We start from the raw sequence: 21,394 nt of genomic DNA, 5'->3' as shown, positions 1-21,394 counted from the left end.
AATCCGGGCCGAGGACAGAAGACAGACGACAGAGGACAGAGACCGAGGGACAACATGTTTATCGAAGCCATCGAAGATATCCTGCGCGACCATGCCACCCCCGCGGCGCTGCGCGCCATCGAGGCCGGCGCATCGCCCGCGCCGTTGTGGGCCGCGCTGGCCGATGCCGGGTTCCTGGAGCTGATGGCGCCGGAAGCGGCGGGAGGCGCGGCGCTGTCGCTGCCGGCGGTCGCGCCGATCTTCACCGCTTTCGGCCGCCATGCGGTGCCGGTGCCGGCGGCGCAATCGATCGCGGCGCGCGCGCTGCTGGCGCCCACGGGCAGGCAGGCGCCAGCCGGCATGATTACGCTCGCGGGCCAGTGCGTGCGCGCCACCGATGGCACCATCACCGCGCCCCTGCTGCCCTTCGGCACGCTGGCTGACTGGGTACTGGCCAATGTGGAGGGTGGCATGCTGCTGCTCGACGCCAGCCTGGCCCGGCGCCAGCCGACCGGCGTGCGTGGCAGCCTGGTTGCCACGCTGACCTGGCCCGTGCAGGACCTGCCGGGACCAGTGGGCGACCACGGCGAGCGCGTGCGCGACTTCAGCGCCGCCATCCACGCCGCCGCCATCGCCGGCGCGATGGGCCGCGTCTTCGACATGACGCTGCAGTACTGCAACGACCGCGCCCAGTTCGGCAAGTCGATCGGCAAGTTCCAGGCGGTGCAGCACCAGCTCAGCGTGATGGCGCAGCACGTGGCGGCCGCTGGCATCGCGGCGGAACTGGCCTTCGCTGGCGACCGCGGCACTCCCGCCCGCATGCCGGCGGCCATCGCCAAGGCCCGCACCAGCACGGCGGTACCGCTGGTGGCCGCTACCGCGCATGCGCTGCACGGCGCCATCGGCGTGACCGAGGAATACGACCTGCAGCTGTACACCCGGCGCCTGCATGAGTGGCGCATGGCGGACGGCTCGGAGGCGTACTGGAACCGGATCCTTGGCCAGTCGCTGCTGGCGCAGCCAGGGAGCACCATGACCGACTTCGTTCGCGAATCGCTCTGCGCCTGACGCGCTCACCCCGCTCATGCCCGGTTACCCCACCATGCAAGCTGCATTCCGTACCCGCATCACCGAGTTGCTGTCGATCCGCCACCCGATCCTGCTGGGCGGCATGCACCACCTGGGCGAGTCGCGCATCGTCGCTGCCATGGTCAACGCCGGCGCCATGGGCTTCATCACGGCGCGCTCGTTCGCTTCACCGGGTGCGCTGCGCGACGACCTGCGCCGCTGCCGCGACCTGACCGGCGGGCAACCGTTCGGCGTCAACCTGACACTGGCGCGCCGGCCGGATCACAACCGCCATGTGCAGGCGTGGATCGATGTGGCGCTGAATGAAGGCGTGCGCTGTTTCGAGACTGCCGGGGGCTCGCCGGAAGGGCTGGTCGAGCCCATCCACCAGGGCGGCGGCATCGTGATCCACAAGTGCCCGAGCGTGCGGCATGCGCTGAGCGCCGAACGGCTCGGCGTGGACGCGGTCACGCTGGTCGGCATGGAGGAAGGCGGGCACCCGGGCGCGAACCAGCTGCCGACCTTTGTCAACGGCGCCTTTGCGCTGCCAAGGCTGCGCGTGCCGCTGTTGCTGGGCGGCGGCATCGGCAACGGCCGCCAGATCGCTGCCGCACTCGCAATGGGCGCCGACGGCGTGGTGATGGGCAGCCGCTTCATGGTGGCCGCCGAGATCCGCGCGCATGCGGCGCTCAAGCAGCGCATCGTCGAATCCGACCAGCACTGCTCCACCGCGATCCTCGGCACGCTCGGCGACACCTGGCGGGTGCTGGCCAACGACGCGGCGCGCGAAGTGCAGCGGCTGGAAGCCGCCGGGGCCCGCAGCCATGCGGAATTCGGCGACCTGATCCTGTCGTCGCGTACACGGCAGCGCGTCTATGCCGACGGCGAGGTCGAAGCGGGCATCGTCTCGCTGGGCCCGGCCGGCGGCTTCTGCGACGCGATCACGCCGGCCGCGCAGATCGTGGCCGGGCTGATGCGGGAGGCGGCGCAGGCGGCCGCGGCCTTCACCGCAACTTTCTCAGGACACCGTTGCGCGGACTGAGTTTCAGCCGGCCAGCGTCGAGACACCGCCCTCCGGCCGCTTGACGCGGAACCACGCCGCGTACAGCGCCGGCAGGAACAGCAGCGTCAGCACGGTGGCGATGATCAGCCCGCCCATGATCGCCACCGCCATCGGCCCCCAGAACATCGAGCGCGACAGCGGAATCATCGCCAGCACCGCCGCGGCGGCGGTCAGGATGATCGGGCGGAATCGGCGTACCGCGGCCTCGACAATGGCGGTCCAGGGCGGCACGCCCGCGCTGATGTCCTGCTCGATCTGGTCGACCAGGATCACCGAGTTGCGGATGATCATGCCCAGCAGCGCGGTAATGCCCAGTTGCGCCACGAACCCCATCGGCGCGCGCAGCAGCAGCAGCGTCGCGGCGGCGCCGATCAGGCCCAGCGGCCCGGTCAGGAACACCATCAGCGCGCGCGAGAAGCTGTGCAGCTGCAGCATCAGCAGCGTGAAGATCAGGAAGATGCACAGCGGCAGCTGCGCGGCGATCGACGCGCCGGCCTTGCCGCTTTCTTCTTCCGCGCCGGCCACGGTGATGCGGTAGCCTGCCGGCAGCTGCGCGCGCAGCTTGTCCAGCTGCGGGTTGATCTGCGCGGTCACGGTCGGGCCCTGGATGCCGTCGACCACGTCCGCCTGCACGGTCACGCCGAAGTCGCGGTTCTCGCGCCAGACCACGCCGGGCTCGGACTTCAGCGCCACGCGAGCCACCTGCGTCAGCGGCACGGTGCGGCCGGCATTGGTCGGCACCAGCACGTTGTTCAGGTCGGAAATGGCATCTCGCTCGTTGCGCGGCGTGCGCATCAGGATCTCGATCAGCTTGTCGCCGTCGCGGTACTGGCCTACCTGCACGCCGGTCAGGACGGTCTGCGTCACGCGTGCGATCGCGCTGGTGGTGACGCCCAGCGCGCGTGCCTTGTCCTGGTCGATCTCCAGGCGCAGCATCTTGACGTTCTCGTTCCAGTTGTCATTGACGCCGACCGTGTTCGGGTTCGCGCGCATCATGGCCTTTACCTGGTCGGCCAGCTGGCGCACTGCGCCCGCCTCCGGGCCGATCACGCGGAACTGCACCGGATACGCCACCGGCGGCCCGTTCGGCAGCAGCTTGACGCGGCCGCGCAGGTATGGGAATTCGGTGTCGAGCAGCGTGATGATGCGACGGCGCAGCGCATCGCGCACCTCGGTGCTGACCGGCATCACGATCACCTGCGCCACGTTGCTCTGCGGGAAGATCTGGTCGAGCGGCAGGTAGAAGCGCGGCGCGCCGGTGCCGACGAAGGTGGTCAGGCTCTCCACCTGCTTGTCCTTGCCCACCAGCCGCTCGAAGCGCTTGGCCTCGGCTTCCATCTGGGCAAAGCTGGTGCCTTCCGGCATCCACAGCTCCACCATCAGTTCGGGCCGGCTGGAGTCGGGGAAGAACTGCTTCTCGACAAACTTGAAGGCATAGATGCCGAGCGCGAACGTTACCAGCGTGACTGCGATCACGAGCTTGCGCCAGCTCACGCACCAGTCCACCAGCCGGCGGAAGCGCGCGTAGAACGGCGTATCGAACACCTCATGATGCTCGCCGGCGCCCGGCCCACGCGTCTTGAGCAGCAGGTAGCCGAGGTAAGGCGTGAAATACACTGCCGCCAGCCACGACAGCACCAGCGCCAGCGCGGTCACGGCAAAGATCGCGAAGGTGTACTCGCCCACCGTCGACCGCGCCAGCCCGACCGGCAGGAAGCCCGCCGCCGTGATCAGCGTGCCGGTCAGCATCGGCATCGCCGTCGAGGTATAGGCAAAGGTGGCCGCCTCCATCTTGGAGAAGCCCTCTTCCAGCTTGCGCACCATCATCTCGACCGCGATGATGGCGTCGTCGACCAGCAGCCCCAGCGCCACGATCAACGCGCCCAGCGAGATCTTGTGCAGGCCGATGCCGAAGATGTGCATGAACAGGAAGGTCACCGCGAGCACCAGCGGAATCGTCAGCGCCACCACCAGCCCGGGCCGCACATCCAGCCGCAGCGGCCGCGTATGCAAACCCAGCGCGACGAAGCTGACGGCCAGCACGATTACCACGGCTTCGATCAGCACGCGCACGAACTCGCCCACCGATTGCCTGACCGCCTTGGGCTGGTCCTGCACCTGGTCCATCTCGATGCCGACCGGCAGCTGGCCGCGCAGCTTCTCGAAGGCCGCGCGCAGGTCCTTGCCGAGCTGGATGATGTCGCCGCCCTTCTGCATCGATATGCCAAGCCCGATCACGTCCTTGCCGTTGAAGCGCATGCGGGTCTGGGTCGGGTCGACATAGCCGCGGTACACGTGCGCGATATCGCCAAGACGGATATTGGCGATGCCGTTGGGCCCGCGCAGCACCAGGTTCTCCAGGTCCTCGACACTGGCGAACTGGCCGGACAGGCGCACCTGCAGGTTGTCGCTCGGCGTGACCAGCACGCCGCTGCCGGTCAGGTTGTTCTGCTGCGAGATCTGGTCGGCGATGGCATTGATGTCGAGCCCGAGCTGGGCAAAGCGCGCCTGGTTGAACTCGATGTAGACCTTTTCGTCCTGCAGTCCGATCAGCGACACCTTGGCCACCGACGGCACGCGCAGCAGTTCCTGCCGCACCAGGTCCGCGTACTCGCGCAGTTCCTTGTAGTTGAAGCCATCGGCCGACAGCGCATAGATGGTGCCGTAGACGTCGCCGAACTCGTCGTTGAAGAACGGCCCGCGCACGCCCGCGGGCAGCGTCTGCTGGATATCGCCGATCTTCTTGCGCACGGTGTACCAGATCTGCCCGGTTTCCCTGGCCGGCGAGGTGTCCTTGAGCTGGAAGATCACCGTGGTTTCGCCCGGCTTGGAGAAGCTGCGGATCTTGTCCGCATAAGGCACTTCCTGCAGCTGGCGCTCGATCTTGTCGGTCACCTGCACCGCGATCTGCTCGGCGGTGGCGCCCGGCCAGAATGCCTGCACCACCATCACGCGGAAGGTAAAGGGCGGGTCCTCGTCCTGCCCCAGCTGGAAGAACGCCAGCAGGCCGCCCAGCAGCAGCACCACCAGCAGGTAACGGGTCAGCGGCTGGTGCTCGAGCGCCCAGCGCGACAGGTTGAAGCGGGAATGATCCATGCCGACCTCAGCCCTGCTTAGGGCCCGCTGTCGGAGCCGCTGTCGGGGCCGGGGTCGGCGCGGAAGCGGGCGCGACGGTCTGCAGCGGCCGCACCTTCTGACCCGGGCGCAGCAGGTGCACGCCTGCGGTGACGATGGTCTGGCCCGGTGCCAGCCCCTGGCGCACTTCCACCTCGTTGCCGACGGCGTCGCCCAGCGTCACCGTGACCGGCTTGACCGTGCCGGCGGCAGCGTCGTAGATCCACACCTGGTTGCGGCCCTGTTCCTGCAGCAGCGCCGTCAGCGGCACGCGGATCGCGGGCGTGGCGCCGGTGCGTACGAACGTCACCACGGCCGTCATGCCGAGCTTGAGGTCGGCCGGCGGATTGGGAATGGTGACGCGGGTGGCATAGGTGCGGGTGACCGGGTCGGCCGCGGCGGCGATCTCGCGCACGCGGCCGGGCAGCGCGCGCTGCGGCTCGGCCCAGGTATGGATGCTGACGTCGGTAATGCCGCGCAGCAGGTCGACCTGGTCTTCCGGCAGGCCGATCGCCACTTCCTTCTCCGCGGTCTGGGCCACGCGCACCACCGGCTGGCCCGGGGTGACGACCTGGCCCACCTCGGCATCGATGGCCGTGACCACGCCGTCGGCATCGGCATGCAGCACGGCGTAGGCGGTCTGGTTGGCCTGGCTGCGCAGGCCGGCCTGAGCCTGGCGCAGGCGCGAGTCGGCCGCCTCGAAACTGGCCTGGCGACGGTGCTGTTCCGCGGCGCTGATAAAGCCCTTGGCATACAGGTCGTTGTAGCGCTTCAGGTCTGACGCGGCGAGGTCGCGGTCGGTTTTCGCCGCTTCGAACTGGGCGCGCGAGCCTGCTTCGGCCAGGGAAAGGTCGGTCGGATCGAGCCGGGCCAGCGGCTGGCCTCTGGTGACGACGGCACCCACGTCCACCAGGCGGGCGGCGATCTTGCCACCCACGCGGAACCCCAGCCGCGATTCGACGCGCGGGCGCACGTCGCCGGAAAACTCGAAGGCGGTCTTGCCGCTGTGCGGGCTGAGCTGCATCAGGCGCACCGGGCGGACCTCGGGCGCCGGCTCGGCCTTCTTGCCGCAGCCCGCGACCGTGACGGCGGAAACGGCCACCAGCGCGGCAATTGCGAAGCGCCCCAGGCGTCCCAGGCGCCAGGCGCGCCCGAAGCGCGCGCGGCGTAACGATTTGGTGTCAAAAAGAGTCGCTGCGGCCGCAACTTCCGGCACTGGGCAAAGCACTGGCATCGGTAAGCTAGAGTCGGATGGAACAGCTGGCAAGACAGGCCGTCGGCCGCGGAGGCCAGTGCGGGGCAATAAATAACTGGCCGGTCAGTAATATAGCGATCCCCACCGGGGTGCGTCAAACGGCAGGCGATGAAACAACTGGAATGCCTCCTCAGGTGCCGTTCCCGGCGGATGAGCTGTGGTTAAATGTCTGCCGCCCGGACCTCTGGCGGCCCTCTGGCGGCGATCTGCGGCGGCCGGCTGCCGGGAGCGGCGATGCTACAATCGGCGCCCCGCGCTTCCCCCCACCCTTCCCCCACCCCATCTTTCAGACCGAGACCGGCGTGACGCCCGATCAGTATTGCCAAGAGAAAGTCGCCCAGAGCGGCTCCAGCTTCTATTACAGCTTCCTGTTCCTGCCAGCCGAACGCCGGCGCGCCATCACCGCGCTCTACGCCTGGTGCCGCGAAGTCGACGACGTGGTCGACGATACGCATGATACGGGCCTGGCGCACCAGCAACTGGACTGGTGGCGCGCGGAACTGCGGCGGCTGTTCGACGGCGCGCCCACGCACCCGACCACCCAGGCACTGCAGCCGCATGTTGCCGGCGCCGGCCTGCCCCAGGCCGAAATGGCCGAGGTGCTGGACGGCATGGAGATGGACCTGGCGCAGACACGCTACCTGGATGAAGCCGGCCTGAACCGCTACTGCCATTGCGTGGCCGGCGTGGTCGGCACGCTCAGCGCGCGGCTGTTCGGCTATACCGACCCGAAGACGCTGGAATTCGCCGAAAAGCTTGGGCTGTCGCTGCAACTGGTCAATATCTTGCGCGACGTGGGCGAGGATGCCCGCCGTGGCCGCATCTACCTGCCCGTCAATACGCTGCAGCAGTTCCAGGTGCCGGCTTCCGAGATCCTCAAGGGCCAGCATTCCGAGCGCTTCGTCGCGCTGATGCAATACCACGCCGAGCGCGCCCGCAAGCTGTACCGCGAGGCGCTGGCCGCCCTGCCCCGCCAGGACCGCCGCGCCCAGCGCGCCGGCCTGCTGATGGGGGCGATCTACCATGCGCTGCTCGATGAGCTGGAGGCCAGCCAGTTCCAGGTCCTCGGCCAGCGCATCGCCCTGACGCCGCTGCGCAAGCTGTGGATCGCCTGGAAGACCTGGATCCGCAATAGTTGATGCATAGTAAATAGGCAGCCCAGCCACGATACCCGTCATGACCCAGACTACCGCTTCCCTCGGCCAGGCCATCCTCGACCACGCCGACCAACTCGCCCGCTTCTCCGACCTGGAGGGCGGCCTGACCTGCGCCTACCTGACGCCGGCGCACCGTGCCGCGCAGGAGCAGCTGGCGCAATGGATGGAAGCCGCGGGCATGCAGGTGCGCATCGACGCCATCGGCAATGTCATCGGCCGCTACGCCGCCGACGCCGCCGTCACCGATGCCCGCGTTCTGATGACCGGCTCGCACTTCGATACGGTGCGCAATGGCGGCCGCTATGACGGGCGCCTTGGCATCCTGCTGCCGATCGCCGTGGTGGGCGCGCTGAACCGGGCCGGAATCCGCCTGCCATACCACTTCGAGGTGGTGGGGTTCGCCGAGGAGGAAGGGCTGCGCTTCAAGACCAGCTTCCTGGCCAGCAGCGTGCTGGCGGGCCGCTTCGATCCTGCCCTGCTAGCCCGCACCGACGCGGACGGCGTCACGCTGGCCGAGGCGCTGGCTGCCTCCGGCCTGCCCGGCACGGGCGGCCTGGACGCGCTGCGTGCGGCGGCGCTCGATCCCGCAACCCTGCTGGGCTTTGTCGAAGTCCATATCGAACAGGGACCGGTGCTGCTGCACCACGACCTGCCACTGGGCGTGGTCACGCAGATTGCCGGCAGCAGCCGCTTCCAGGTGCGGGTGGAAGGCCAGGCCAGCCATGCCGGCACCACCCCGATGGGCATGCGCAAGGACGCCGCCGCGGGTGCGGCCGAAATGATCCTGCTGGTGGAAGAGCGCTGCGCCGCAGCGCCCACGCTGGTCGGCACCGTCGGCCAGCTGCAGGTGCCCAACGGATCGAGCAACGTGATTCCGGCGGCCTGCACCTTCTCGATGGATATCCGCGCCGGTGCCGACGACATCCGCGAGGCGGCCATCGTCGACATCGTGGCCGGCATCGAACGGATCGCCGCACGGCGCGGGCTGTCGGCCCAGGTCGAGCGCGTGCCGCCGGTCAACAACGCGCCCTGCGCCCGCTGGCTGATGGACCAGTTCGGCGCGGTATTGAAGAAACGGGGGTTGGAGGCGTTCGAGCTGCCTTCCGGCGCCGGCCACGACGCCATGATGATGCACCGCATCACCGACGTGGCCATGCTGTTCGTGCGCTGCGGCAATGGCGGGATCAGCCACAACCCGCTGGAGACCATCACCGCCCACGATGCGCAACTGGCGGCCGAAGTCTTCGTCGACTTCCTGCGGCACTTCCAGCCGCGCGGCTGACGGCAAACGGCAGCTTTCAACTGCCGTCGTACATCTCCCGCCTGAAATCGTAGAGGCTCTTGCGCAGACGGCGCCGCTCGTCCGGCGACAGCCGCGAACCGCCGCGGTCGCGTTCGTCCGCGCGGCGGCGGTCGGTCTCGCGCTGCTCGGCCCGATGGCGCTCGGCACGGGCACGCGCCTCGCGCTGGCCATTGCCCGGATCGCTCGCCTGCGCCGACGGATGCCGCTTGAGCAGGTTGGCCATGCCGGCCGACTGCGCCCGTGCCGGCCCGGCCGGCCCAAGCAGCCATGCGGCAGCAGCAAGCGCAATGCATGCGCCGGCGATACCATGCTGCGGAAGCCCGTGCCGGGTTCGGTTCACTTTCATTGATAATGGCGGTCTTGGCTTCGGGAAATGCGGTCCTTGAAACCGCCGGAAGCCGGGAAATTTCGTTACCCCGTCCGATACCCGTCTGGCGCTACTGTCCTCTGCAAGCATCGGGCCAGGGCCCGCGAGCCGGGGCGGCCGATGCCGTGGATCCTGCGGTCAAACGCGCGGAAAATCGGCGCGCAAGGTACGCAAAAAGACGCGATGGCGCAGTGTAATCGCACGATTGATGCACGCTGCCATACCACGGGGTAAAGTATGTAACGTTTTGTTAAGCCATTTTGAGCGAAAGCGATAGTCGCTAAGATACCGCCATGGAAAATACCAGCCACAAGATTCTTGTCGTCGACGATGACCCGCGTCTGCGCGATCTGCTGCGCCGCTATCTGGGCGAACAGGGTTTCACCGTGCTGGTGGCGGAAAACGCCACCGCGATGAACAAGCTCTGGCTGCGCGAGCGTTTCGACCTGCTTGTGCTGGACCTGATGATGCCGGGCGAAGACGGCCTGTCGATCTGCCGCAGGCTGCGCGGCGCCAATGACCAGACCCCGATCATCATGCTCACCGCCAAGGGCGAGGATGTGGACCGCATCGTCGGCCTGGAAATGGGCGCCGACGATTACCTGCCCAAGCCGTTCAATCCGCGCGAGCTGATCGCGCGCATCCACGCGGTGCTGCGCCGCAAGGGTCCGGCCGAAGTACCCGGCGCCCCGTCGGAAACGCCCGAGACCTTCGCCTTCGGCGATTTCGTGCTGAACCTGGCCACGCGCACGCTGACCAAGAACGACGAGGAAATCACGCTGACCACCGGCGAATTCTCGGTGCTCAAGGTGTTTGCCCGCCATCCGCGCCAGCCGCTGTCGCGCGAGAAGCTGATGGAAATGGCGCGCGGCCGTGAATACGAAGTATTCGACCGCAGCCTGGACGTGCAGATCTCGCGCCTGCGCAAGCTGATCGAGCCGGACCCCAGCAACCCGCGTTTTATCCAGACGGTCTGGGGCCTGGGCTACGTCTTCATTCCCGATGGCGTGAAATAACCGATAACGGCCGCTGTTCCTATCGTGGCGACCGTTATCGGCAGGACCGCGACGCGGTTCTTTGGTTCGCTGTTCTGGCGAACCTTCATGCTTATCGCCCTGCTGCTGGCGATCTCGCTGGGTATCTGGTTCCAGAGCTACCGGCTGTTCGAACGCGCCCCGCGCGCGCAGCAGATCGCCATGCAGGTGGTCAGCGTGGTCAAGCTCACGCGCGCCGCGCTGCTCTACTCAGACCCCGCGCGGCGCCGCTTCCTGCTGCTCGACCTGGTGCAGAACGAAGGCATCAAGGTCTATCCGCGCGAGAAGGACGACGACTTCGCCGCGCCCACCGCCAATCCCTTCCTGACCTCGCTGGTCCAGCAGGAAATCCGCAGCCGCCTGGGCGAGGACACCGTGCTGGCCACCACCGTCAATGACATCCCCGGCGTGTGGGTCAGCTTCGAGATCGAGGGCGACGACTACTGGGTCGCGATCAGCCCCGAGCGCTTCGAGCGCGTGCCCGGCATCCAGTGGCTGTGGTGGAGTATTGCCGCGCTGCTGCTGTCGATCATCGGCGCGGCCTTTATCACCGCGCGCGTCAACTATCCGCTCAAGCGCCTGGCCAATGCCGCGCGGGCGATCGGCGCCGGCGGCGACCCGCCGCCGCTGCCCGAGCGCGGCGCCAGCGAAGTGGCGCTGGCCAACCACAGCTTCAACCAGATGGTGCAAGACCTGCGCCAGCTCGACGACGACCGCGTGGTGATGCTGGCCGGCATCTCGCACGACCTGCGCACGCCGCTGACGCGGCTGCGGCTGGAGACCGAGATGTCGCCGATGGACACGCCCACGCGCGACGCCATGATCGCCGACATCGAGCAGATGGACGCGATCATCGGCCAGTTCCTCAACTACGCGCGGCCGCCGCTGGAAACCGTCGAACCGGTCGACCTGTCAGCACTGGTGCACGATGCCGTGGGCGTCTATGCCGCGCACGACGACGTGCGCGTGCATGTGCGCGCCAATGCGCCGGTGATGGCCGTGGCCAACCGCATGGAAGTCCAGCGCATCCTCGACAACCTGGTCGAGAACGCGCGCCGCTATGCCAAGGACGAGCAGAGCGGCATGGCGGTGGTCGAGATTTCCACCCGCGTCGACGACAAGGAAGCGGTGCTGACCGTGGCCGACCGCGGCAACGGCGTGCCCGAAGGCCAGCTGTCACTGCTGACGCGGCCGTTCTACCGGCTCGACAGCGCGCGCAGCGAGGCCAAGGGCGCGGGACTGGGCATGTCCATCGTCAACCGCATCATGCAGCGCAACGGCGGGCGGCTGCTGCTGGCCAACCGCGCCGCGCCGGATTCGGGCCTGGTGGTCAGCGCCTGTTTTCGCCGCGCGTGAAAGCGGGCTTGAATCCCGGCGGATCGTCACCAACTTGCCATTTGCGTGCTTGCCTTGCATGGCATACTTGCCGCTTCGCATGGCCAGCCCTGCCGGCCGATGCAGGCGGCACTAAATCGCCACATGCCGTGCCTATCGGGCTCTTTGAGAATATCAATTAGCCCCATGCGGGATGTTCACGCATAATCACGTTTTGTCGCGGTGCACCGCAGCAAAGTGCCTGGCAAGATCCACGCCGGGTTACAACGGCGGCACTGTACTTATTGCAACGTATCTGGAGATAGTCTTATGAAGACCGTTGGTCAAAAGCTGGAAGCCTTCCACGTCGTCGGTGTCAAGCCGGGTTTCAACAATCACGAAGAGAACGGCCAGTCGGCTTTCGAAGACATCACCGAAAAGTCGTTCGAAGGCAAGTGGAAGGTCATCTACTTCTACCCGAAGGACTTCACCTTCGTGTGCCCGACCGAAATCGTTGCATTCGCCAAGCTGAACGGCGACTTCGCCGACCGCGATGCAATCGTGCTGGGCGGCTCGACCGACAACGAGTTCGTCAAGCTGGCATGGCGCCGCGAACACAAGGACCTGAACAAGCTGGACCAGTGGCAATTCGCCGACGTGACCGGCGCGCTGATCGACCAGCTGGGCGTGCGTGACCAGGCTGCCGGCGTGGCCCTGCGCGCGACCTTCATCGTCGATCCGGACAACGTGATCCAGCACGTTTCGGTGAACAACCTGAACGTCGGCCGCAACCCGGACGAAGTCCTGCGTATCCTGGACGGCCTGCAAACGGACGAGCTGTGCCCGTGCAACCGTGCCGTTGGTGGCGCAACGCTGTAATTTGCAGTTCTTCGCCAGACACCGTGGCGATCCGCGGAGGGCCCAGCCCTCCGCTCCGAAACCCGCTTGCGCGGGTTTTTTGGGCCCCGATCGATAGGAGAAATAAATGGAATTCCTCAGCACGATTAAGAACCTTATTCCCGATTACGCCAAGGACATCCGCCTGAACGTGGACGGCACCATCGCCCGCTCCTCGCTGGAAGGCAACGATGCGGTCGGCGTGGCGCTGGCGGCGGCATTCGCGGCGCAGAGCAAGGTGCTGGTGGATGCCATCCGCAATGCCGGCGTGCTGTCGCCCGAGGAAACCAACGGCGCGCTGACCGCCGCGGCGCTGATGGGCATGAACAACACCTGGTACCCGTACGTCGAGATGGCGGGCGACACCGACCTGTCGACCCAGCCGGCCGGCCTGCGCATGAACGCCTACGCCACCCATGGCGGCGTCGACAAGCGCCGTTTCGAGATGTATGCGCTGGCCGCGTCGATCGTGGGCAAGTGCCACTTCTGCGTGAAGTCGCACTACCAGTTGCTGAAGAACGAACAGGGCATGACCGCGCAGCAACTGCGCGACGTGGGCCGCATCGCCGCGGTGATCGTGGCCGCGGCCAACGTGATCGCCACCCAGTAAGCGGAAAGCGAGCGGACAGCGCGCCCCCGCGCCCTCCGAGGGGCCGTTCCACGGCCCCTGTAGCACAGCAGCCGGCAGCTTCCCAGCGGGAAATGCCGGCTGTCCCCATCTTGCAACCGACCGCGCGCCGGGACTGGACTGGCGCGGCGATCGGCCTACAATCCAGGCAGCATATGCACTTTCAGCCTGCCATGACCCTGCCTTCGCCGACTTCCCCCCGTTTCCACTACCGCCTTGCCGCAGTGCATGACTGGGGCGACATCGCCGCCGTCACGCAGCAAGCCTACGGCCAGTATGAGCTGGAAATCATGGAAGACTGCCGGGCTTCGTTCCAGCGCGGCATGCAGTCCGTACTGGCGACCAGCAATCCCGACATGGAATGGTGGGTGGCGGAAACCGACCACGGCATCATGGGGGCCGTGCTGTTCTGCCATCCCGGGGCGACGCTGCCCGCGCTCGACGGCAGCACCATCACGCTGACGCAGCCGGAGGCGCGGCTGCTGTCGGTCAGCCCGCAGGCGCGCGGCCTGGGGCTGGGGCGCACGCTGATGCAGATCTGCATCCAGCGCGCGCGCGATATTGGCTCGCCCACGCTGCTGGTGCGGACCATGCCGGAAATGGCGTCGGCAAACCGTCTGGTGCAGCAGATGGGCTTCACCAAGCGCACCGAGGCCGGAGCCCGCTCGGGCGCCATGGCGCGCCTGATCGACTACACCTACGCCATCACCCCGGAAAACGCCCCGGCGGCGGACGCGCCGCGAAGCTAGCGGCTCTCGCCTGCCCTGCCCGCCCGGCCCGCCACCGGGCGCTCAGTCCTGCACGCCCGTCACCGAAGCGCGCCAGACCAGTACCGCGGCCTGTGCCACGATCCCTTCCTGGCGGCCCTCGAAGCCCAGCTTTTCGTTGGTCTTGGCCTTGACGTTGCAGCGCCCGGGCGCCAGCCCGAGGTCTTCCGCAAGGTTAGCCACCATCGCGCCGATATGCGGCGCCAGCTTGGGCGCCTGCGCAATGACCGTGGCATCGACATTGCCGATCTCATAGCCAGCCTCACGCACGCGGCGCGCGGCCTCGCGCAGCAGCACGCGGCTGTCGGCACCGGCAAACTGCGCGTCGGTATCGGGGAAATGGCGGCCAATATCGCCCAGCGCGGCCGCGCCAAACAGCGCGTCAGTCACCGCGTGCAGCAGCGCATCGGCATCCGAATGGCCCAGCAGGCCGCGGTCGTGCGGGATCTCCACGCCGCCAAGGATCAGCTTGCGGCCGGGTACCAGTGCGTGGACGTCATAGCCCTGACCCACGCGGATATCGAAAGGCATCATTGCGGTTACGCTCCTTATGCTCCTGTTGTGCCTGTTGTGCCTGTACCCAGCAGCACTTCGGCGAGCGCGAAGTCTTCCGGGTAGGTCACCTTGAAATTGCGCAGCGAGCCGTTGACCAGCCGCGGATGGAGCCCCAGCCGTTCGATCGCGCTGGCTTCGTCGGTCACCACCGCGCCGGCCGCCATGGCATCCTGCAGCGCCTGGCGCAGCACGCCGAGGCGGAACATCTGCGGGGTCTGCGCCTGCCACAGCCCTTCGCGCGACACGGTGCCGCCGATGCGGGCATCGTCCTGCGCGCGCTTGAGGGTGTCCGGCACCGGCACCGCCAGGATGCCGCCGATGGCCGCATCCGGATCGTCGTCGCCGTCGCTTTCGACCGCGCGCACCAGCGCGTGGATCATCGCCGGGGTCAGGCCCGGCCGCGCGGCGTCGTGCACCAGCACCCAGTCCGTATCGGTGGCGCCGAGCTGGGCCAGGTGATGCAGTCCTGCCAGCACCGATGCATGCCGCGTGTCGCCGCCAACGAAGGCGGTGTCGAAGCGGAGTCCGGCAAACGTCGCGGCGCCGAAGCGCGATTCCAGCGGCATATCGTCGGGCGCCAGCACCAGCGCGGTGGCGTTGATCGCGTCGCACGCCGAGAACGCCGCCAGCGCGTACCAGATCATCGGCCGGCCGGCCACGGTCTGGTATTGCTTGGGAACGGTGCCGCCGGCGCGGCTGCCGGTACCGGCACAGGGAATCAGGGCAAAGCGGCGAGCGGACACGGCTTGGGCAGGAAGTGAATGAGGTACGGGGCTTGTGCCGGCGTCGCGGCGCCAGCGGAACAACCGGGTCGCATTCTATAATACGGCCCTTGCCCGTCGCCATGCCGCATGCGTGTGCCTGGCGGCGTGGGCGGGTGCAGTCCCATGCCCGCAGCATTCTGTCCGACCCCCGCCCGCATCGCCGGCGGGGTGTTGTCGTTTTGAACGCCCGTTGCCGACATGCCCGACGTTACGCCCTCCCTACCCTTCGTCAACCTGCCGCTGGTCAAGCCCGGCCTGCGCCACACCGTGGCCGGCCTGCGTGGCTCCGCCGATGCACTGGCCATTGCCGCGTACGCGCGCCGGCATCGCGAACGCGTGCCGATGCTGGCAGTGGTGTGCGCCAATGCCGTCGACGCCCAGCGCCTGGCGGAGGAAATCCCCTGGTTCGCACCCGAGTTGCGCGTGCGCCTGCTGCCCGACTGGGAAACGCTGCCCTACGACAGCTTCTCGCCGCACCAGGACCTGGTCTCCGAACGCCTGGCCACGCTGCACGACATCCAGGGCGGGCAATGCGACGTGATGCTGGTGCCGGCCAGCACCGCGCTGTACCGGCTGGCGCCGCCGTCCTTCCTGGCGGCCTACACCTTCTTCTTCAAGCAGGGCGAGCGCCTGGACGAAGCCGCGCTGAAGGCGCAGTTCACGCTGGCCGGCTACGAGCACGTCAGCGCCGTGATGCGCCCCGGCGAATACAGCGTGCGCGGCGGCCTGATCGACCTGTACCCGATGGGCTCCGCGCTGCCGTACCGGATCGACCTGTTCGGCGACGAGATCGAGACCATCCGCGCGTTCGACCCGGACACGCAGCGCAGCCTGTACCCGGTCAAGGAAGTGCGCCTGCTGCCGGGCCGCGAGTTCCCGCTCGACGAAGCCGCGCGTACCGCGTTCCGAGGCCGCTGGCGCGAAGTCTTCGAGGGCGACCCGACCAAGTCGCCGATCTACAAGGACATCGGCAATGGCGTGCCGTCGGCGGGCATCGAGTACTACCTGCCGCTGTTTTTCGAAGACAGCGCGACGCTGTTCGACTACCTGCCCGCGGATACGCAACTCGCCTTCGCGGGCAACATCGATGAAGCGATCCGCCGCTTCTGGGCCGACACCACGCAGCGCTATAACTTCATGCGGCACGACCGCGAGCGCCCGCTGCTGCCTCCGGCCGACCTGTTCCTGTCCGAGGAGCAGTTCTTCGTCGGCGCCAAGCCGATGGCGCGGCTGGTGCTGCAGACGGAGCCAGGCGCGGACCAGACGCCGTTCTCTGCGATCCTGCCCGATGTCTCGGTCAACCGTCGTGCCGACGATCCGCTGGTCAACCTGGAAGCACTGCTGCTCGACAAGCAGACCCGCGTGCTGATGTGCGCCGACTCCGCCGGCCGGCGCGAGACGCTGCTGCAGCTGTTTGCCGAAAGCGGCCTGCGCCCGCAGCCGGTGGACGACTTTGCCGCGTTCCTTGCCGGCGAATCGCACTTCTCGATCGCGGTGGCGCCGCTGGGGAGCGGCTTCGCGCTGCCCATTGCGCTACCACATGGGCAACTGGCCTTCGTGACCGAAGCCGAGCTGTACGCCGGCACCGCGCGCCGCGCCGGCCGCCGCAAGCAGGAGCAGGCCACCGCCGTCGACTCGATGGTGCGCGACCTGGCCGAACTGAAGATCGGCGACCCGGTGGTGCACAGCGAGCATGGCATCGGCCGCTACCATGGCCTGGTATCGCTCGACATGGGCCAGGGCGACGAGGAATTCCTGCACCTCGAATACGACAAGAGCAGCAAGCTGTATGTCCCGGTGCACCAGCTGCATGTGATCTCGCGCTACTCCGGCGCCGATCCGGACACCGCGCCGCTGCACCACCTGGGCTCGGGCCAGTGGGACAAGGCCAAGCGCAAGGCGGCGCAGCAGATCCGCGATACCGCTGCCGAGTTGCTCAACCTCTACGCGCGCCGCGCCGCGCGCGAGGGCTTTGCCTTCCCGCTCTCGCCGAAGGACTATGAGACCTTTGCCGAGAGCTTCGGCTTCGAGGAAACGCCGGACCAGGCCGCCGCCATTGCCGCGGTGATTGCCGACATGACCTCGGGCAAGCCGATGGACCGGCTGGTGTGTGGCGACGTCGGCTTCGGCAAGACCGAGGTGGCGCTGCGGGCCGCCTTCGTCGCGGTGCTGGGTGGCAAGCAGGTGGCAATGCTCGCGCCGACCACGCTGCTGGCCGAGCAGCATTTCCAGACGCTGTCGGACCGCTTCGCCGAATGGCCGGTGCGCATCGTCGAACTGTCGCGCTTCAAGACCAAGAAGGAAATCGACGCGGCCATCAAGCAGATCAACGAAGGCACCGTCGACATCGTCATCGGCACGCACAAGATCCTGTCCGACCAGGTCAAATTCCAGCGCCTGGGCCTGGTCATCATCGACGAGGAACACCGCTTCGGCGTGCGCCAGAAGGAGGCGCTGAAGACGCTGCGCGCCGAGGTCGACATCCTCACGCTGACCGCCACGCCAATCCCGCGCACCCTGGGCATGGCACTGGAAGGCCTGCGCGATTTCTCGGTGATCGCCACCGCGCCGCAGAAGCGGCTGGCGATCAAGACCTTCGTGCGCCGCGAGGAAGACGGCGTGATCCGCGAGGCCATCCTGCGCGAGCTCAAGCGCGGCGGCCAGATCTACTTCCTGCACAACGAGGTCGAGACCATCGAGAACAAGCGCGCCAGGCTGGCCGAGCTGGTGCCCGAGGCACGCATCGCGGTGGCGCACGGCCAGATGCACGAGCGCGAGCTGGAGCGCGTGATGCGCGACTTCGTCTCGCGCCGCGACAACATCCTGCTGTGCACGACCATCATCGAGACCGGCATCGACGTGCCGACCGCCAACACCATCCTGATCCACCGCGCCGACAAGTTCGGGCTGGCGCAGCTGCACCAGCTGCGTGGCCGCGTCGGGCGTTCGCACCACCAGGCCTATGCCTACCTGCTGGTGCATGATGTCGACGGTCTGACCAAGCAGGCGCAGCGCCGGCTGGAAGCGATCCAGCAGATGGAGGAGCTGGGCTCGGGCTTCTACCTGGCCATGCACGACCTGGAAATCCGCGGCGCCGGCGAGGTGCTGGGCGACAAGCAGTCGGGCGAGATCCACGAAATCGGCTTCCAGCTCTACACCGACATGCTCAACCATGCCGTCAAGGCGCTGAAGGCAGGCAAGGAGCCCGACCTGATGGCACCGCTGGCGGCCACCACCGAGATCAACCTCGGCACGCCGGCACTGCTGCCCAATGACTATTGCGGCGACGTGCATGAACGCCTGTCGCTGTACAAGCGCCTGGCCAACTGCGAGACCGCCGAGCGTGTCGACGATATCCAGGAAGAACTGATCGACCGCTTCGGCCGGCTGCCGGCGCAGGCGCAGGCGCTGGTGGAAACGCACCGGCTGCGCATCGCCGCGGCGCCGCTGGGCGTGCGCAAGATCGACGCGGGCGAAGCCACCATCAGCGTGCAGTTCGTGCCCAACCCGCCGATCGATGCCATGCGCATCATCGACCTTGTGCAGAAAAACCGGCATATCAAGCTGGCCGGACAAGACAAGCTGCGCATCGAGGCCAAGATGCCGGACGTGACGGTGCGCGCGCAGACGATCAAGCAGACGCTGCGGCAACTGGCCTGAGGCATCGCATGGACTCTGCGCGCACCCGGGTGTAGCATCGGATCCTTGACAAGTCAGCGATAGCGCCCCCATGCCAGCCCGAGCCACCGCCAGCCAGACCGCCAACGAACCCGCCGCGCGCGGCAGCGCGCTCGAATGGACCCAGCGGCTGGTCGCGTACGACACCACCAGCCGGCACTCCAACCTCGGCCTGATCGAGTCCGTGCGCGACCACTTCCTGGCCAGGGGATTGAAGCCGCATCTGAGCTACAACCCGCAGCAGGACAAGGCCAACCTGTTCGTCACGGTGCCCGCCGCCAATGGCGACACCAACGGCGGCATCGTGCTGTCGGGCCACACCGACGTGGTGCCGGTGGACGGCCAGAACTGGACCACCGATCCGTTCAAGCCGGTGATCCGCGACGGCAAGCTGTATGGCCGCGGCACCTGCGACATGAAGGGCTTCATCGGCACCAGCCTGTCGCTGCTGCCGGCCATCCTCGGCGCGAAGCTGCGCGAGCCGGTGCACTACGCCCTCTCCTTCGATGAAGAGATCGGCTGCATGGGCGCGCCCTACCTGCTGGCCGAACTGCGCGAGCGCGGCGTGACGCCCGGCGGCTGCATCGTCGGCGAGCCGACCAGCATGCGCGTGATCGTCGCGCACAAGGGCATCAATGCCTACCGCTGCTGCGTCAAAGGGCAGGCCGCGCACTCGTCGCTGACGCCGCGCGGCGTCAATGCCATCGAATACGCGGCGCGGCTGATCTGCTTCATCCGCGATATCGCCGATGAGTTCAAGGCCAACGGCCCTTACGACCAGGCCTTCGACGTGCCCTACACCACCGCGCAGACCGGCACTATCCAGGGCGGCATCGCGCTCAATACCATCCCCGCGCTGTGCGAGTTCGTGTTCGAGTTCCGCAATCTGCCGGGCGTGGATCCGGAAGCCATCTACGCGCGTATCCATGCCTACGCCAACGACGTGCTGCTGCCGAAGATGCGCGCCGAGCATGCCGATGCCGACCTGACGCTGAACAAGATCGCCGCCGCGCCGTCGCTGGACGTTGCCGAGCAGGCCGCGATCACGCAGCTGGTGCGGGCGCTGACGGCGGACCGCGATACCAACAAGGTCGCCTATGGCACCGAGGCCGGTCTGTTCCAGCGCGCGGGTATTCCGGCGGTGGTGTGCGGGCCTGGCGATATCCAGCAGGCGCACAAGCCGGATGAGTTTGTCGCGCTGGAGCAGCTGGCGGCGTGCGAGGGGTTCCTGCACAAGGTGGTGGATAGCCTGCGCGTGGCCTGACCAGCTTCGACGCCGCTGGTTTGCTCCCTGGAAAAGGTGCCCGGCCTGTTCTTCAACCTGGGTGTGACGCCGAAGGGCCAGGATGTGACCAAGGCGCCCTCCAATCACTCGCCCGAGTTCTATGTTGACGAGCCGGCGCTGATCAACGGCGTGCGCGCGCTGTCCAACCTGACGGTGAACTACATGGTGATGGCGCAGCGCTGAGCCTCCGGACAGCGCGCAGCTAGTCGGCCGGGGCGGCTACAATAGCGGTTTTTCCACGTTGCCGCCCTGCTTGCCTGCCATGCTGCACGCGCCCGATCCTCACCTGTCATGCCCCTGATCCTCCAGAGCACCGCCCCGCTTCCCGCCGCCGACCTCGACACCGTCCGCACCCTCGCCCGCGCCTCCGAACTGGTGCCGCGCAGCGACACCGTGGCCGCCGCCGAGGAATGCGCGCCGCTGACGCCGGCGCTGCGCGATGCGCTGGACGATTTCTGCGGTCCGCGCGCGATCGACTGGGCCGTGGTGCCGGCCGGGCGCAAGCTGTCGGACTTCCGCCTGGTGGCGATGGACATGGACTCGACCCTGATCACGATCGAGTGCATCGACGAGATCGCGGATTTCTGCGGCCTCAAGGCCGAGGTCTCCGCCATCACCGAAGCGGCGATGCGCGGCGAGATCACCGACTTCAACGAAAGCCTGCGCCGCCGCGTGGCGCTGCTCAAGGGCCTGGACGCCAGCGTGCTCGACCGCGTCTATGCCGAGCGCCTGCGCCTGTCGCCGGGTGCCGAACGCATGCTGCAGGCCGTCCAGGCGCTGGGCATCAAGACGCTGCTGGTGTCCGGCGGCTTCGTCCACTTCACCGACCAGCTCAAGCCGCGCCTGAAGCTGGACTTCACCCGCGCCAACACGCTGGAGATCGTCGACGGCAAGCTGACCGGCAACGTGGTCGGCGAGATCGTCAACGCCGACGTCAAGGCCCGTACCGTGCAGGAAGTCTGCGCGCAGATCGGCGCCACGCCGGACCAGGCCATCGTCATGGGCGACGGCTCCAACGACCTCAAGATGATGGCGGTTGCCGGCCTGTCGGTGGCCTTCCGCGCCAAGCCGGTGGTGCGCGCGCAGGCCAGCGTGGCGTTCAATCACGTCGGGCTGGACGGGCTGCTGGCGCTGTTCCCCCACTGAAAATTCACAATCGGCCCGCA

General features: G+C 67.6%; 17 protein-coding genes and 1 pseudogene. 13 read left to right on the top strand and 5 right to left on the bottom strand.

The annotated features are described in order from the left end of the window. Positions 1-54: 54 nt before the first annotated feature. Both CTP10_RS06400 and CTP10_RS06395 read left to right on the top strand, forming a co-directional pair. Positions 55-1,047, top strand: a complete 993-nt coding sequence (locus CTP10_RS06400; protein WP_116321033.1) for an acyl-CoA dehydrogenase family protein — start codon at positions 55-57, stop codon at positions 1,045-1,047. Positions 1,048-1,081: 34 nt separating this feature from the next. Further along, complete coding sequence (locus tag CTP10_RS06395; protein ID WP_116321074.1) at positions 1,082-2,089, top strand: NAD(P)H-dependent flavin oxidoreductase; 1,008 nt, start codon at positions 1,082-1,084, stop codon at positions 2,087-2,089. 3 nt (positions 2,090-2,092) lie between these two features. Here CTP10_RS06395 and CTP10_RS06390 read toward each other — a convergent pair whose 3' ends face one another. Then, complete coding sequence (locus tag CTP10_RS06390; RefSeq protein WP_116321034.1) at positions 2,093-5,206, bottom strand: efflux RND transporter permease subunit; 3,114 nt, start codon at positions 5,204-5,206, stop codon at positions 2,093-2,095. 7 nt (positions 5,207-5,213) lie between these two features. Continuing rightward, positions 5,214-6,458 carry an efflux RND transporter periplasmic adaptor subunit gene (locus CTP10_RS06385; protein WP_147316223.1) on the bottom strand — a complete coding sequence of 415 codons (1,245 nt, stop codon included), beginning with the start codon at positions 6,456-6,458 and terminating at the stop codon, positions 5,214-5,216. A 323-nt stretch (positions 6,459-6,781) separates the two neighbouring features. Here CTP10_RS06385 and hpnD point away from each other — a divergent pair, with 323 nt between their 5' ends. Both hpnD and CTP10_RS06375 read left to right on the top strand, forming a co-directional pair. Continuing rightward, positions 6,782-7,618 (top strand): presqualene diphosphate synthase HpnD, encoded by an 837-nt coding sequence (hpnD, locus tag CTP10_RS06380; RefSeq protein ID WP_116321035.1) that lies wholly within the window; start codon positions 6,782-6,784, stop codon positions 7,616-7,618. Positions 7,619-7,655: 37 nt separating this feature from the next. Further along, positions 7,656-8,918: a Zn-dependent hydrolase gene (locus CTP10_RS06375; RefSeq protein ID WP_116321036.1), complete on the top strand. Its 1,263-nt coding sequence runs from the start codon at positions 7,656-7,658 to the stop codon at positions 8,916-8,918. 16 nt (positions 8,919-8,934) lie between these two features. Here the strand turns inward: CTP10_RS06375 and CTP10_RS06370 are convergent, their stop codons facing one another. Beyond that, positions 8,935-9,285: a hypothetical protein gene (locus CTP10_RS06370; protein ID WP_116321037.1), complete on the bottom strand. Its 351-nt coding sequence runs from the start codon at positions 9,283-9,285 to the stop codon at positions 8,935-8,937. A gap of 314 nt (positions 9,286-9,599) precedes the next feature. On the opposite strand from CTP10_RS06370, the gene ompR reads away from it, so the two are divergent. From ompR to CTP10_RS06345, 5 genes are all read left to right on the top strand, one after another. After that, positions 9,600-10,322: an osmolarity response regulator transcription factor OmpR gene (ompR, locus tag CTP10_RS06365; protein ID WP_010810107.1), complete on the top strand. Its 723-nt coding sequence runs from the start codon at positions 9,600-9,602 to the stop codon at positions 10,320-10,322. Positions 10,323-10,346: 24 nt separating this feature from the next. Further along, on the top strand, positions 10,347-11,696 hold the full coding sequence (locus tag CTP10_RS06360) for an ATP-binding protein (protein ID WP_116321038.1): 1,350 nt from the start codon (positions 10,347-10,349) through the stop codon (positions 11,694-11,696). Positions 11,697-11,984: 288 nt separating this feature from the next. Further along, positions 11,985-12,533 (top strand): peroxiredoxin, encoded by a 549-nt coding sequence (locus CTP10_RS06355; RefSeq protein ID WP_116321039.1) that lies wholly within the window; start codon positions 11,985-11,987, stop codon positions 12,531-12,533. A 106-nt stretch (positions 12,534-12,639) separates the two neighbouring features. Beyond that, complete coding sequence (locus tag CTP10_RS06350) at positions 12,640-13,161, top strand: carboxymuconolactone decarboxylase family protein (protein WP_116321040.1); 522 nt, start codon at positions 12,640-12,642, stop codon at positions 13,159-13,161. 191 nt (positions 13,162-13,352) lie between these two features. Next, complete coding sequence (locus CTP10_RS06345; RefSeq protein WP_116321076.1) at positions 13,353-13,928, top strand: GNAT family N-acetyltransferase; 576 nt, start codon at positions 13,353-13,355, stop codon at positions 13,926-13,928. Between the two features lie 42 nt (positions 13,929-13,970). On the opposite strand, the gene ispF is transcribed toward CTP10_RS06345, so the two are convergent. After that, positions 13,971-14,480, bottom strand: a complete 510-nt coding sequence (gene ispF, locus CTP10_RS06340) for a 2-C-methyl-D-erythritol 2,4-cyclodiphosphate synthase (RefSeq protein WP_116321041.1) — start codon at positions 14,478-14,480, stop codon at positions 13,971-13,973. 14 nt (positions 14,481-14,494) lie between these two features. Then, positions 14,495-15,244: a 2-C-methyl-D-erythritol 4-phosphate cytidylyltransferase gene (ispD, locus tag CTP10_RS06335; protein WP_116321042.1), complete on the bottom strand. Its 750-nt coding sequence runs from the start codon at positions 15,242-15,244 to the stop codon at positions 14,495-14,497. 219 nt (positions 15,245-15,463) lie between these two features. On the opposite strand from ispD, the gene mfd reads away from it, so the two are divergent. The 4 genes and pseudogenes from mfd to serB all read left to right on the top strand — a co-directional run bounded on the left by mfd (position 15,464) and on the right by serB (position 21,374). Continuing rightward, positions 15,464-18,925, top strand: a complete 3,462-nt coding sequence (gene mfd, locus CTP10_RS06330; protein WP_116321043.1) for a transcription-repair coupling factor — start codon at positions 15,464-15,466, stop codon at positions 18,923-18,925. A gap of 70 nt (positions 18,926-18,995) precedes the next feature. Then, on the top strand, positions 18,996-20,207 hold the full coding sequence (gene argE / locus CTP10_RS06325) for an acetylornithine deacetylase (protein WP_116321044.1): 1,212 nt from the start codon (positions 18,996-18,998) through the stop codon (positions 20,205-20,207). 30 nt (positions 20,208-20,237) lie between these two features. Beyond that, positions 20,238-20,411 (top strand): annotated as a pseudogene (locus CTP10_RS06320) (amidohydrolase); the annotation flags it as partial. 108 nt (positions 20,412-20,519) lie between these two features. Continuing rightward, positions 20,520-21,374 (top strand): phosphoserine phosphatase SerB, encoded by an 855-nt coding sequence (serB, locus tag CTP10_RS06315; protein ID WP_116321045.1) that lies wholly within the window; start codon positions 20,520-20,522, stop codon positions 21,372-21,374. Positions 21,375-21,394 lie beyond the last annotated feature (20 nt).

Origin of the sequence: Cupriavidus sp. P-10, from assembly GCF_003402535.2 — a bacterium.
In the GTDB taxonomy this organism is placed as follows: domain Bacteria; phylum Pseudomonadota; class Gammaproteobacteria; order Burkholderiales; family Burkholderiaceae; genus Cupriavidus.
This window is presented reverse-complemented; position numbering and strand designations above follow the sequence as displayed.

Bases quoted from the DNA above. Each gene is read 5' to 3' on its own strand.
- CTP10_RS06345 (WP_116321076.1), top strand. From the start codon at position 13,353: ATGACCCTGCCTTCGCCGACTTCCCCCCGTTTCCACTACCGCCTTGCC.
- CTP10_RS06375 (WP_116321036.1), top strand. From the start codon at position 7,656: ATGACCCAGACTACCGCTTCCCTCGGCCAGGCCATCCTCGACCACGCC.
- serB (WP_116321045.1), top strand. From the start codon at position 20,520: ATGCCCCTGATCCTCCAGAGCACCGCCCCGCTTCCCGCCGCCGACCTC.
- CTP10_RS06400 (WP_116321033.1), top strand. From the start codon at position 55: ATGTTTATCGAAGCCATCGAAGATATCCTGCGCGACCATGCCACCCCC.
- CTP10_RS06385 (WP_147316223.1), bottom strand. From the start codon at position 6,458: ATGCCAGTGCTTTGCCCAGTGCCGGAAGTTGCGGCCGCAGCGACTCTT.
- CTP10_RS06395 (WP_116321074.1), top strand. From the start codon at position 1,082: ATGCAAGCTGCATTCCGTACCCGCATCACCGAGTTGCTGTCGATCCGC.
- CTP10_RS06355 (WP_116321039.1), top strand. From the start codon at position 11,985: ATGAAGACCGTTGGTCAAAAGCTGGAAGCCTTCCACGTCGTCGGTGTC.
- ompR (WP_010810107.1), top strand. From the start codon at position 9,600: ATGGAAAATACCAGCCACAAGATTCTTGTCGTCGACGATGACCCGCGT.
- ispF (WP_116321041.1), bottom strand. From the start codon at position 14,480: ATGATGCCTTTCGATATCCGCGTGGGTCAGGGCTATGACGTCCACGCA.
- argE (WP_116321044.1), top strand. From the start codon at position 18,996: ATGCCAGCCCGAGCCACCGCCAGCCAGACCGCCAACGAACCCGCCGCG.
- CTP10_RS06350 (WP_116321040.1), top strand. From the start codon at position 12,640: ATGGAATTCCTCAGCACGATTAAGAACCTTATTCCCGATTACGCCAAG.
- CTP10_RS06370 (WP_116321037.1), bottom strand. From the start codon at position 9,285: ATGAAAGTGAACCGAACCCGGCACGGGCTTCCGCAGCATGGTATCGCC.
- CTP10_RS06390 (WP_116321034.1), bottom strand. From the start codon at position 5,206: ATGGATCATTCCCGCTTCAACCTGTCGCGCTGGGCGCTCGAGCACCAG.
- mfd (WP_116321043.1), top strand. From the start codon at position 15,464: ATGCCCGACGTTACGCCCTCCCTACCCTTCGTCAACCTGCCGCTGGTC.